14 protein-coding genes are annotated in these 12,270 nt (G+C 69.4%); all 14 read left to right on the top strand.

Annotated features, from left to right (window positions below; all coding sequences use genetic code 11):
• The first annotated feature begins 55 nt into the window (after window positions 1-55).
• The 14 genes from I4Q55_RS29400 to I4Q55_RS29460 all read left to right on the top strand — a co-directional run bounded on the left by I4Q55_RS29400 (window position 56) and on the right by I4Q55_RS29460 (window position 12,191).
• Window positions 56-2,356 (top strand): helix-turn-helix domain-containing protein, encoded by a 2,301-nt coding sequence (locus I4Q55_RS29400; protein ID WP_206792091.1) that lies wholly within the window; start codon window positions 56-58, stop codon window positions 2,354-2,356.
• Window positions 2,357-2,532: 176 nt separating this feature from the next.
• Entirely contained in the window at window positions 2,533-2,949 is a 417-nt protein-coding gene (locus I4Q55_RS29405) for a hypothetical protein (RefSeq protein ID WP_242546949.1), read from the top strand.
• Between the two features lie 157 nt (window positions 2,950-3,106).
• Window positions 3,107-3,445, top strand: coding sequence for a DUF6355 family natural product biosynthesis protein (locus tag I4Q55_RS49470; RefSeq protein ID WP_242546997.1), 339 nt, complete (start codon window positions 3,107-3,109; stop codon window positions 3,443-3,445).
• 148 nt (window positions 3,446-3,593) lie between these two features.
• Window positions 3,594-4,454 carry a hypothetical protein gene (locus tag I4Q55_RS49475; RefSeq protein WP_242546950.1) on the top strand — a complete coding sequence of 287 codons (861 nt, stop codon included), beginning with the start codon at window positions 3,594-3,596 and terminating at the stop codon, window positions 4,452-4,454.
• A gap of 293 nt (window positions 4,455-4,747) precedes the next feature.
• Window positions 4,748-5,416, top strand: a complete 669-nt coding sequence (locus I4Q55_RS29415; RefSeq protein ID WP_242546951.1) for a hypothetical protein — start codon at window positions 4,748-4,750, stop codon at window positions 5,414-5,416.
• Window positions 5,417-5,515: 99 nt separating this feature from the next.
• Window positions 5,516-6,217, top strand: a complete 702-nt coding sequence (locus tag I4Q55_RS29420; RefSeq protein ID WP_242546952.1) for an SAF domain-containing protein — start codon at window positions 5,516-5,518, stop codon at window positions 6,215-6,217.
• Window positions 6,217-7,059 carry a carbon monoxide dehydrogenase maturation protein gene (locus I4Q55_RS29425; RefSeq protein WP_206792093.1) on the top strand — a complete coding sequence of 281 codons (843 nt, stop codon included), beginning with the start codon at window positions 6,217-6,219 and terminating at the stop codon, window positions 7,057-7,059. Before I4Q55_RS29420 ends, I4Q55_RS29425 begins: the two co-directional genes overlap by 1 nt.
• Window positions 7,056-8,408 (top strand): CpaF family protein, encoded by a 1,353-nt coding sequence (locus tag I4Q55_RS29430; protein WP_206792094.1) that lies wholly within the window; start codon window positions 7,056-7,058, stop codon window positions 8,406-8,408. Before I4Q55_RS29425 ends, I4Q55_RS29430 begins: the two co-directional genes overlap by 4 nt.
• Window positions 8,405-9,289 carry a type II secretion system F family protein gene (locus I4Q55_RS29435; protein ID WP_242546953.1) on the top strand — a complete coding sequence of 295 codons (885 nt, stop codon included), beginning with the start codon at window positions 8,405-8,407 and terminating at the stop codon, window positions 9,287-9,289. The genes I4Q55_RS29430 and I4Q55_RS29435 overlap by 4 nt, the downstream gene beginning before the upstream one ends.
• Window positions 9,286-10,173 (top strand): type II secretion system F family protein, encoded by an 888-nt coding sequence (locus tag I4Q55_RS29440; protein ID WP_206792102.1) that lies wholly within the window; start codon window positions 9,286-9,288, stop codon window positions 10,171-10,173. The genes I4Q55_RS29435 and I4Q55_RS29440 overlap by 4 nt, the downstream gene beginning before the upstream one ends.
• 20 nt (window positions 10,174-10,193) lie before the next feature.
• The gene (locus I4Q55_RS29445) at window positions 10,194-10,394 is read left to right on the top strand and encodes a hypothetical protein (RefSeq protein WP_206792103.1); all 201 of its coding nucleotides are present in this window, start codon (window positions 10,194-10,196) and stop codon (window positions 10,392-10,394) included.
• A gap of 1 nt (window position 10,395) precedes the next feature.
• Window positions 10,396-10,818 (top strand): TadE/TadG family type IV pilus assembly protein, encoded by a 423-nt coding sequence (locus tag I4Q55_RS29450; protein WP_206792104.1) that lies wholly within the window; start codon window positions 10,396-10,398, stop codon window positions 10,816-10,818.
• An 18-nt stretch (window positions 10,819-10,836) separates the two neighbouring features.
• Window positions 10,837-11,712: a hypothetical protein gene (locus I4Q55_RS29455; RefSeq protein ID WP_206792105.1), complete on the top strand. Its 876-nt coding sequence runs from the start codon at window positions 10,837-10,839 to the stop codon at window positions 11,710-11,712.
• Window positions 11,709-12,191: a TadE/TadG family type IV pilus assembly protein gene (locus tag I4Q55_RS29460; RefSeq protein WP_206792106.1), complete on the top strand. Its 483-nt coding sequence runs from the start codon at window positions 11,709-11,711 to the stop codon at window positions 12,189-12,191. The genes I4Q55_RS29455 and I4Q55_RS29460 overlap by 4 nt, the downstream gene beginning before the upstream one ends.
• Window positions 12,192-12,270: the final 79 nt, after the last annotated feature.

Here is a 12,270-nt window from a genome sequence, read left to right on the forward strand (position 1 = left end):
GTCCCCGCCCAGGTAGACGCGTCATCGGACGCGATCAGGTGCGCGGGGAGGCGCGATGAGGACGATCGACAGCTTCGCAGCGGCGGTGCACCGCAAGCGGAGAGAACGAGGTCTCACACTCGGCGAGGTCGCGACGAAGGCGGGCTACAGCGCGAGCTACCTCTCGAAGCTGCTGCACGGCCACCGCACGCTCCTGCCAGCCGTAGTCCACGACCTCGACACCGCACTGGCGGCCGACGGCGAACTGGACAAGATCGCAGCAGCACAACGTGGTGACGCGAGCCCGGTTGCGCGTCCCGTCCAGCTGCCGGCCGCGCCCGCGGACTTCGTTGGCCGCGGCGAACAACTGCAGGCCATGGACCGTGCGCTGGTGACGCAGGGGCGCCCGGGTGCCACCGTCACCGTCGTCATTGAAGGCGGCTTCTGGACGGGCAAGACCGCACTCGCAGTGCACTGGGCCGCCGGCGTTCAAGCCCGCTTCCCAGGTGGGTGCCTGTTCGCCGACCTGCGAGGCCTCGCCCCCGGTGCACCAGCTGACCCGGAAGAAGTCCTGGACGGATTCCTGCTGGCACTCGGCGTCAGCCCGGACGAGCTCGGTAGGTCCAGCCTGCAGGCCCGAATAGCCCGGTATCGCTCGCTGCTCGCCGAGCGGCCCGCGGTCGTGCTCCTCGACAACGTCGCCGACTACCGGCAAGCCGAGTGGCTCCTGCCCGGCGCCGGCAGTGTCGTGCTGGCAACCAGCCGGGAACGGCAGTCCGGGCTGCTGGCGCGCACGGGAGGCACAGTGATCGAGCTGCCGCCCCTGACGGTCGGACAAGGCCTCGAACTGCTCGGACGCCGCATCGGCGAAGCCCGAATGCGAGCCAGCGCAAGCGCCGCCGAACTCGTCGTCGAGCGGTGCGGCCGCTTACCGATGGCCGTTCTCGTCGCTGCCGAGCACCTCCAGCGGCACCGCGAGACGTCCTTGACCGAACTGGCCGAGCGCCTGGATTCCGAGAAGACTCGCCTCGATCTCTTCACGTCGAACGATCCGGCGGTGAACATCCACGGCGTAGTCGACGTCTCGTACCTGGCTCTGCCCGCGATGGTCAGGCGGGTGTTCCGGTATCTCGGCATCGGCCCGGCCAACGTCATCGGGCCCGAGTCGGTGGCCGTGCTCGCCGATCTGGATGTCGAGCGTGCCGAAGAGGCGCTCCGGATTCTTGCCGAGGCGCACCTGCTGGAGTCGTTGCCGGACGGCCGGTACCGGATCGGCTTTCTGCTGCGGGCTTACGCACACCAACGGGCTCTGGTGGAGGAGAAGCTCTCCGAGGTCGAGCGGGCTCACGACCGGACACTGCGGTGGTACGCCGCCGCAGCTTGGGAAGCGAACAACACGTTGTTCCCCAACTGGGCGGACAGCGGCTTGACCCCGAGGAACCCATCCGGAGTCGCCCCGACGTCGTTCAAGGCGGGCGGGTTCGAGTCTGCGATGCTCTGGTGCGAGCGGGAGGTGTCGACTGCTCTGCAGGTCGCGCGCAACGCCCAGACCCACGGCGCGAAGGACATCTTGTGGCAGCTGCCGACGGCGTTCCTGCCGTACTTCGTGCTGACCCGCAGCTGGAACACCTGGTTGGTCGCGGCCCATGACGGGCTCGCCGCGGCACATGCGGCCGGCAGCGAGGCCGGGATCGCTCGAAGCCTCGAGGCACTCGGCTGGGTCGAACACGAGCTGGGCCGGACCGACGAGGGCATCCTGCACCTCGAGGAGGCTCTTCGCCGTCACGCCGAACTCGGCGACGACCGGTCACGCGCCTGGACCGCGTACGGGCTCGGGCTCGCTTACGCCAGTTGCGGGCTTACCGACGAGTCGCGCGAAGTCCACGAACTCGCCGATCGCTTGTTCGTCGATTCCGGGACCAAGATCGGGCTGGCGGTGAACCGGGCTGCCCTCGCCGATGCCTGTGATCTCGTCGGCCAGACGGACAAAGCGATGGAGTACGCGCTCGACGCCCTGAACCGTGCGCAGACGTTCACGTCGAAAGCCGTCCTCGGCATCGCGCACCAACGTATCGGTGTGCTGCTCAGCCGGCGCGGCCACCACCGTTCGGCGCTCAAGCACTTCGACGAGGCCCTGGCCGTCCGCGGCCGGAGCTGGCAGCGCTGGGGAGCCGCCGAGACGCTGATCTCGCGAGCGGAGGCACTGCACCAGCTGGGGCAAGTCGAGCAAGCGCGCGAAACGTACCTGCAGAGCCTTGAGATCCTCGACGCTATCCGCGACGTACGGGCTCTGGATGTTCGCACGCGGTTGGCTTCCTTGGAGGCGTGCAGCGTCCGATCGGCTGGTTGGACACGTCGAACCTCAGCCACTGCCTAGCGAATCGCCACGCTGGGGGCGCGGTCCGCGTATCGCGTGTGCGCCGGGGGGACACGAAGACCGATGCGGTAGCCAGGCAGGCGGCCGCGGAGAGCGGTGCCCTACCGCAAACCTCGTCGGCCCGGTACGCGCGGAAGGCGCTTGACGCGATACATGACAGCGCGCCGACCTTCGCGGTGGTCGAGATACGGGACACGCCTTCGGGCGACCCCGAGGCCGTCACGATGCACCTCGTCTTCCGGGTGCACCACGACGGTTCCCAGGACGAGCTGTTTCCCGAGAAGCCGGTGACGGCGTGCTACGACGTCGGCTACAACTTCCGCGGCCTGGAGCGCGAGTCGAGCCGACGGGACTGCCCGGTGGGAGCCACGCCGCTCGATCCGCCGCCGATCCCGCTGCGGGAAGTGCCGAACAGCTTCGACCCCGCCTTGCAGTCGGTGCTCACCGGGCTCCCCTCGACCGTGACCGAGAACGAGCGACGCTGGTGTGGCGTCCCTTGTAGGACCAGGTCCAGTCCGGTGAAGTCCCATGCACGGCGACGACCGCCCTGGACCGGCAGGGAACCACTCCTCCGCGCTGACGCTCGATCCTGAAAAGGATTATCAGCTTGACACGACCGGCACAGCAGCGGCACTGAATCGGCACAACGCTGGGTTGCCAGATCGGTTCCTCAAAAGTTAGCCGAGGTCCAAAGTGGATTTATCGGAGCCATCGGATTTCGACTGGCTCAAGGAAATCCATGGAGGAACGATGAGTCCGCGAACTCTGCGCTCCAAGATCACTCGTGTTCTAGGCGTCTCGGCAGCGGCAGCGGCCGCGTGCGTGGTTGCCGCAAATCCCGCGGCTGCCGCACCTGGCGTCCAGCTCCGTGAGCAGTGTGGCTACCTGGGCTGGGGTGAATACCGGCACTGTGACGGTGGCACCGGATCTCGGGTGGATCTGGACGTCCAGGATATCTGGGGCAACCTCTACCGCTACTGCGTCGGCCCCGGGACGACCGACCTGCAGCCTGTCATCCGGTGGAGGGTGACCGGCGCTTGGTGGAACGGCGGCGTCGGTTGCTACCCGGGCTACGAGGGCCCGGCGTAACCGCAGACTTGAGGACGTCTCCCAGTCCTCGGCCAGTCGACGCGGTGGGCGTCCTTGCCCCTCTGCGGCGCCCTCCGCGTCGGCGTTGATCGCCGAACCCCAGAGCGGTACCGGCCAGCTGTGCAAGCACAACGATCCGAGGTAACCGATGTTCGACCCAGTCGATGACCGCACCGAGCCACCAGGACTGCGCGACGCCAGCTGGCTGCCGCAGTACCGTCTTGATGATCGAGCCGGCAGCTCCCAGCACCAGGTTGACAGTCGCGCCCCGCACGGCGAGGCAGGCATTCACGATGCCACCGGCATTGCGCTCGCGCTGATCTCCGTCCCCGCCGGCCCATGCTGGCCAGCGCGACGCCCCGGCGCGCCGCTCGTCCTTCCAATGAGTGAACCTCCGCCGCAGTGGTGTTCCGGGCCCGGCGGCCAGCTGATCATCGTAACGGGAGGGGAGTCCATGAACCTGCGTGAAGCCGTCCATGCCACCATCGCTTCGTCTGCGGCCGTCGTCTTGCTCGGGGCCTGCAGCGCGACCGAACCGAGCCGACCGGCGTCGTCGAGCACGTCGACGGCCACAACCGTGGTCCCGCGCCCGGCCGACCTTGCGAAAGAGCGCGCGACGGCCGCATACCTCGGCATGTGGCAAGACATGGCCGACGCCGCCGTGACCTCGGACTGGCAGTCGCCCAAACTCGCGCAGAACGCTACAGCCGACGCGCTGTCGAGGATCTCCCGCGGCCTCTACGCTGATCACTTCAACGGCCTCGTCACCAAGGGGCATCCCATCAACCACCCCACCGTCGAATCCGTCGAGCCTGCTGCGGCTCCGACGACGGTCAACCTTGTGGACTGCGGCGACGACAGCCAATGGCTCAAATACCGTGCCGATAACGGTCAACCGGCCAATGACGGCCCTTCTGGGCGACGCCACATCAATGCCATGGTGAAGAAGGCCGTGGACGGCTCATGGAAGGTCGTCGACTTTGCGATCCGGGACGTGGGCACGTGTTGATGCGAGCCCCAGTTGTCGGCGGGGTAGTGGTCGCAATGCTCTTGGCTTCGGCCGCAGAAGCCATGGGCGGTGGTTGGGGATCTGTCGATTGCGCCCAACAGTCTTCGCCGTACTGCGAGCTAGGAGCCGGTCGTAATGGCGGGAAGACACCGCCTGCAGTTCCGGGTGAGCCGGCGCAACCTCATCCGGCGCCGGGGCAACCGCGACCCTGGGGCGACAGCATCATCGGCGGCAATGACACGGCGGCGAAGTGCTCATATGTCCGGAGCAACTACCAGCCTCCGGCGAACGGCGTGCAGACCATCGCGTTCCACGGCGTGCGGCGAAACGGCGCCTCGGTGCTTTTCGCGGAGTTCAGGCGTCAACAGCCGACCGGTTCCTGGTACATCTACCGGTGTTCCGGCCCAGGTGTGCACGACGGCCTGTATCGGGCTCCGATCTGGCTCCCGGACGGCCAAGTTCCGGTTGCCGCCGCGTTGCCTTCGCCGCAAGAGCTGGCCGACCAGGCGCGGGCCCAGCTGCGGTTGCCGACACCCCGGATCGAGGCGAATCCGCCCAACGACAAGCTCGTGAGCCTGCCGACCTGGATGTGGCTGGACCGCAGTGGCTGGAACACGCGGCAGGCCACCGCTGCCGTACCGGGCGTGTCGGTCACCGCGGTGGCCACACCGGCCACGGTCTCGTGGTCGATGGGCGACGGTGAGGACGTGACCTGCTCGGGTCCCGGAAGTCCCTACCCGGCCGGTGGAGATCCGCGGGCGCCTTCGCCTGACTGCGGCCACACCTACCGCCGATCGTCCGCTGCGGTGCCAGGGCAACACTTCGCCGTCAAGGCAACCGTGCACTGGACGGTGACCTGGTCGGGTGCCGGAGCCAGCGGCACCTTCCCGGATCTGACGACTTCGGCGACCGCGGCTTTCCGCGTCGCCGAAGTGCAGGCACTCGGTACCGGTCACCGCTGACACCAACCATTTCCGCGAACGAACGAATCCAATTCTTGCTGCGCGTCAACGCTTTCGGTGATGCGCGGCGCGGTCGAACCATGCCTGGGGAGGCACGTCATGACCAGCACGAGTCAACGTAGTTCCGGAGCCGACGTGGGTGCCGTGGCCTGGTTGGGGAAGAACGGTCGGCTCGCTGCCGTACCGACCGGTCGCCGGGCGCGACGGCGCTTGCCGCATCTGCTGGTGGGTGTCCTGCTCGTCGTAGTCTGCGTCGGTGGGGCGCTGTGGTGGGCAGCCAGCGCTCACGACCGCGTTTCGGTCCTGGCCATCGCCCGGCCCGTGAACGTCGGACACGTTCTCGAGCTAGCCGACGTTCACCAGGTCGAAATTTCTGTCGCCGACGGAGTTGCCACCATTCCGGCTGACCAGGCGGGCACCGTGCTTGGCAAGCCGATGGCCACCAGCCTCACCGCCGGCGCGCTGCTCACCCCAGGCAGCCTTGGGCCCTCGACGATCCCCGCCTCCGGCAAGGCGGTTGTGGCGGTGGGCCTCAAGACAGGCCAGTTCCCGCTCGAACTCGTTCCGGGAGCCCCTGTCCTCGTCGTGGTTGCGGCGTCTTCGTCGACGACGGCGCTTCCGACCGTACAAGGCAGCGGCGACGGGCCGACCTGGCCGGCGACGGTGACCGGCGTGGCGCGGGCCGAGAACGACCAGACGACGGTGATCTCGCTGCAGATGCCCAGCGCCACCGCGCCGGCGCTCGCACGCGTGCCGGCCGGACAGGTCACGCTGGTCATGCTCGCGGGTGGTGAGCGCTGATGTTGATCGTCCTGACCAGCGTGAAGGGCTCACCCGGCGTCACCACCTTCACCGTGGCGCTGGCCGCGAACTGGCCGGCCACCGTCCGCCGGCTGGTGGTCGAGTGCGACCCGGCCGGGGGAGACCTTGGCCAGCGTTTCGGGCTCGCGCCGTCGCCTGGCCTGCTCAGCCTCGCCGCCGCGGCGCGCCAGCCCATCGAGGCCAATGCCGTTTGGAATCACACGCAGCTCCTCACCGACGGGCTGTCGGTCGTTCCCGGACCAGCTGGTGGACCACAAGCTCGTGCGGCGTTGAGCACTTTGGTGCCGGCCGGCTCGCCACTTCACCGGGCTGCGCGCGAGCCCGGGGTGGTGGTGTTCGCCGACTGCGGGCGACTGGACCCCGGATCGCCAGCAGAGCCGATGATCCGGCAAGCCGATGCGCTGCTCCTGATCGCTGGCACGCACCAAGACGAACTTGCGCACCTGGCGGCCCGGCTTCCGGAACTCGGCCGGGCAGCCGCTCGTCCGTCGCTCGTCCTCGCAGGCCTGGGCCACCCGACGAAGGAAGTCGAGCAGCAGCTCGGCATCCCGGTCATGGCCCGGATCCCTTACGACCCGACCGCGGCCACGAGCCTGACCGGGCACGCGATCCCGGGACGCACACGCAAAGGCGGCCTCGTCCGAACCGCCGTCGAGGTGGCACGAACCCTCGCGGCAGGAGGGGCATCGATAAGAACTCCCGGACCGGCCTTCGGGCGGCACGTGCCGGGCGTCCCACCCCAGCGTGTCCCGGCGTACGGGGTCCGGATCGCACCTGACCTCCCCGAAGTCGGGCTGCCCGGAGAGGAGGTCTCGCCATGACCGTGCTCGACGAACATCGCCGCCCGTCTGCGACCAGCCCGGAGACGCGGCTTCGCGCTGTCTTCCACCACGCGCTGGCTACCGAGTTGCCGCACCGGGCCGAAGTGGAGAGCACCCCGATGACGGCTGAGCGCCGTCGGGAGCTCGCCCGGGAGCTCCTGCGGTCCGCAGGAGCTGCGCACAGCGAGGCTGAACTGCAGGCCGGCCGTGTGCTGCTGCCGCCAGGCGAGGAGAGGCGAGTCGCCGAGGCCGTGCTCGACGAGGTCTTCGGGCTCGGCGGGCTGCAGCCGTTGCTGGCGAACCCGAAGGTCGAGACGATCAACGTCAACCGCTTCGACCGGGTCTTCGTCCAGTACGCCGACGGCTCGCGGGCGCAGGTCGCGCCGGTCGCGGCCTCGAACGACGAGCTGACCGACCTGGTCCGGACGCTGGCGGCCCGCGCCTCCTCGGAGGAGCGCCGCTTCGACCGGGGCTCGCCTGCGCTGAACCTCCAGCTACCCGGAGGCGAGCGGCTCTTCGCCGTGCTCGGGCTCACCGCCGAAGGCGTGACGGCGTGCTCGATCCGCCGGCACGGCTATTTGACCACGAGCCTGGCCCAGCTGCGTCGACGCGGCACCCTCGACGTCGGCCTCGAGCGGTTCGTGCGTGCTCTCGTCCGGGCGCGCAAGAACATCCTCATCACCGGCGGCGCCGGGTTCGGCAAGACGACCTTGCTGCGCGCGATGGCCGCTGAGATGGACCCGTTGGAGCGCATCGTCACCGTCGAGGACGCCTTCGAGCTCGGTCTCGGGCTCGACCCGCAGCTGCACGCCGACGTCACGGCGCTGCAGGCCCGTGAGGCGAACATCGAGGGCGCCGGCGCGATCAGTCAGGCCGAGCTCGTCCGCTGGGGCCTGCGGATGTCGCCGGACCGCGTCATCGTCGGTGAGATTCGCGGGCCCGAGGTCATCCCGATGTGCAACGCGATGTCCCAGGGCAACGACGGCTCGATGGCGACCTTGCACGCGAGCAGCTCGAGGATCGCCTTCACCCGGCTCGCCTCCTACGCCGCGCAGAGCGCGGAACGGCTGTCGCTGGAGGCGACCGCGCTGCTGGTGGCCTCCAGCGTGCACTTCGTCGTGCACCTGGACAAAGCTACTGACCGCACGACTCGGGTGATCTCCTCGATTCGCGAGGTCGTCGACGCCGACGGCAACTCGGTCGTCTCCAACGAGGTGTACCGCCCCGGCGCCGACCGCCGGGCTCGCCCAGCCGCCGGAGCGCTCCGCGCGGACACCCTGGACGACCTCATCGAGGCCGGGTTCGATCCCGAGCTGCTAGCCGAGCCGAACGGGTGGTGGGCGACATGACCACCACCGTCGTCGCTGGCCTGGCCGGGCTTGGCACCGCCGTCGGGCTGTTGCTCGTCCTCGTCGGCCTCCGTGGCCCGGAGCTGGCTCGCCGTCCACGGTCGGCGCCGCCCTGGCGAGTTGATCGGACGTGGGGTCTTCGGCTGACGCTCGCGCTGGGTGCCGGCCTGCTGACCGGTGTCGCGACCGGGTGGCTCGTCGGGGGAGTGCTCGCTGTCGGGGCGGTCTGGTTCCTGCCGCGGCTGGTCGGCCCGGATCGCGCTCACGTGCGTCGGGTCGCGCGGATCGAGGCGGTCGCGTCGTGGACGGAGATGCTGCGCGACACGCTCTCGGCCGCGGCCGGACTGGAGCAGGCGATCCTCGCCACCGCTCCGCTGGCGCCCGCCGCGATCCGCGATGAGGTGGCCGCGCTCACGTCACGGCTGCAGAACGGGCATCGGCTCGCGCCGGCGTTGCGGCAGCTGGCGGAGGAGCTGGCCGACCCGACTGCCGACCTGGTCATCGCCGCGCTGGTGCTGGCCGCCGAGCACCAGGCGCGGCAGCTCGGCGAACTGCTCGGCTCCCTCGCGGAGACCGCGCGGTCGCAGGCGGCGATGCGAATGCGCGTCGAGACAGGCCGCGCTCGCACCCGAACCTCCGTGCGGGTCGTCGTCGCCACCACCATCGCCTTCGCGGTGGGCGTCGTGGTGTTCAACCGTGCCTACCTGACGGCCTACGACAGCGCGCTCGGCCAAGCGGTCCTGCTTGTCATCGGTGGCCTGTTCGGTACCGGCTTCGGCTGGCTGGTCAGGATCGCCGCCGGCCGCGCCGCTTCGCGCGTGCTGTCGCTCGGCGAATCGGACGCCGGAGCCGCAATTCAGTGGGACGGTGAGCGCGCATGATCCCGGTCATCTGCCTCGGGCTGGGTACCGGCATCGGCTTGTGGATGCTCCTGGCCTGGGCAATCCCGTCGCGACCATCGCTTCACGAGCACCTCTCGCTGGCGGACTCTGCTGCGGCTCCGGTTGTAGACGTTACGGAGGCCGGCTCGGTGGTGGCCGTGGCGCGACCGCTCGTTCCCAGCCTGCGGAGGCTCGGCCTGCCGGGGGAGAAGCTCGAACGCGATCTGCGACTTCTCGGGCGAGGTGCCGACACGCACCTTGCCGTCAAGGCCGTCCACGGCTGCGCCGGCCTGGTGACGCCGCTCTTGCTTCAGGGCTTGCTCGCGCTCGCGGACGTGCCGGTCAGCGTCGAAGTCCTCTTGGTCGCCGCGTTTCTGCTCGCTGCGGTCGGCTTCCTCGCTCCCGACCTCGAGGTTCGCACCAAGGCGGCGCGAGCACGTGCAGAGTTCCGCGGCGCGCTTTCGGCCTTCCTCGACCTGGTCTGGATCACCCTCGCGGGCGGCGCCGGGGTCGAGGTCGCGCTCCTGGCAGCCGCCGAGGTCGGACGCGGGCCCGCGTTCGCCCAGCTGCGCCGCGCGCTGGACGCCGCCCAGCTGACCCGCACCACCCCATGGTCGACGCTCCGCCGACTCGGCGAAGAGCTGGACATCACCGAACTCGCCGAGCTCGCCGCATCGATCTCCCTTGCCGGCACCGAGGGCGCCAAGATCCGTACCTCCCTGGCGGCGAAGGCCAAGGCGCTGCGTACACACCTGGTCGCCGACGCCGAAGCCGATGCCCAGGCGGCTACCGAACGCATGGCCTTGCCGGTGACGCTGCTGTTCCTCGGCTTCCTCGGATTCATCGCCTACCCGGCCCTGACCCAAGTCCTCAGCGGCCTCTGAAAGTCCACAGGAGACATACCATGCTGACCTACTGCCGAACGCTCTGGACCCTCGCTTCTGCTCGCATCCTCTTGTTGTGCAAGGACAAGGACCGCGGCGAGATCACCACCACCGTCATCGTGACCGCCCTCATGGCGGTGCTGGCCATCGCCCTGATCGCGATCATCGCCGCCAAGCTGACCGCCAAAGCCAACAGCATCGACCTCGGCCTCGGCGGCTGACATGCCAGCGAATCCGGTCAACGCGACGGCTCGGCGCGATCGCCGCGTCCTCTCGGGAGAGCACGGCGCAGTCGCGGCCGAGCTGGTCATCGCGACGCCCCTCTTGCTGCTCGCCCTGTTGGCGATCATCCAGTTCGCCCTCTGGTCGCACGCGACCCATGTTGCTCAAGCCGCTGCCGCGGAAGCGCTCGCCGCGGCCCGCGCCCAGGACGGTACCGCCGCAGCCGGCCACGCCGCCGGTCGGCAGCTGCTCGACCAACTTGCGCAGGGGCCGCTGCGGTTCTCGCAGATCGACGTCGAGCGCACCGCGACCTCGGCTTCGGCCAGCGTGCAGGGCGAGGTCGTTGCGGTCTTGCCCGGCCTGCACCTGCACGTGCACGCCGAAACCGCAGGCGAAGTCGAGAGGTTCGTTCCGGACGTCTGATCGAAGGGAGGAGAAACCATGTCACTGCTCGAAAAACCGGATGCGGTGACCGTTGGTGACTTCGCTGACGGACCGGACATCATGCTGTGGAATCCCGCTGTCACGTCGAAACGCTGGCGTTGTCAGGTTCTTCGGGTCTTCCTCGCACGGTGCCTCTCGACTCGCTGCGCGCTGGGGATTCTGGTCCTCGCGATGGTAGTCGGTACGGGTGCCACGGAGAGCCTCGGCGGTGCATTGGCGGTCGGTGGCGCCATCGCGCTTCTGCTGAGCGGTCTCTGCGACGCGGGCATCACTGCGGCCTGCCTCGCGACCGAGCACCAACACGGACGTCGATGCGCTCTGGAACGGTCGCCCGGGGAATTCTTCCTCCGCAGTGACGACTTCCTCGACCTCGGCCCAGCGGCGCACCGCACGGCCGGACTCCTGATCGACCTCACCGGCGAGCTCCACACCACGGCAGCACGCGACTGGATCGACCCCGAGCTGCCCGGCCGAGTCCACCAAGCGGTCTGGGACGCGCTGACACGTTTGATCCGGACAGCGCCTGCTCGCCGGCACGCCGCGCGGCTCGTCGCGATGCCAGGCGAGGCCGACCTCGCGGCCACGACCGCCACGGCGATCGCCGATTTCGACGGTCTGCTCGGCGAGCTGCTCTTCCACCTCCAGGGCTGCGTCACGCTCACCCGGGCGTGGGAAGCCAAGCTTCGCCACGCGGAACTCGTCGAGAGCACCAGCGCCGTCGAGGCTGAGCTGCGCGCCGCGTCGATCGGCATGCTGGTCGAGGTCGCCGAGGAGCTGCCGAAGGCCGTCTTCGCGTACGTCACTGCGGCCCGCGACCTGACCGGCGCTGGACGGTTCCCATGGGAACTGCCCGCCGCGGAGCCGGTTCCATGACCGCGGCACAGCCTCGCTGGGGCGTCGGCCGGTGGCGCGCCGAGCGCGGGTCGGCGACCGTCGAGGCGGTGCTGATTGCGCCGGTGCTGGTCATGCTGCTGGTGTTCGTCGCCGTGGTCGTCCACCGTGGCGTTGACGCCCGGCTGCGGCTCGACGACGTCGCGCACCAGGCCGTGCGCGCCGCGAGCCTACAGCGCACGCCGGCGGCAGCTGCCGCCGCGGCTCAGGCGACCGCCAGCTCGGCGCTGGCACACGCCGGCCTGGTCTGCCGCCTCGCCGAGGTCAGCACGACGGCCTCGGCAAGCCCAGGAAGCACCGCCGAGGTGAGCGTCCGCTGCACCGTCGACTTCGGCCAGGCGCTCGTTCTCGGTGTCCCCGGCAGCCGGACGCTCACCGCCGAGGCCAGCGAGGTCGTCGACACCTACCGATCAAACCACCGTGAGTTCACGAATTCTGAAGGCCGGTTGAGAGGGAACTGACGTGTGTCCGATGTGGATGGCGGTGTGCGAGCGCGTCGGTTGGGGAACTGGCGGTGGTTCAGGGGCTGGCTGGGGGCAG

This window comes from Amycolatopsis sp. MtRt-6 (assembly GCF_017308975.1).
Taxonomy (GTDB): Bacteria; Actinomycetota; Actinomycetes; order Mycobacteriales; family Pseudonocardiaceae; genus Amycolatopsis.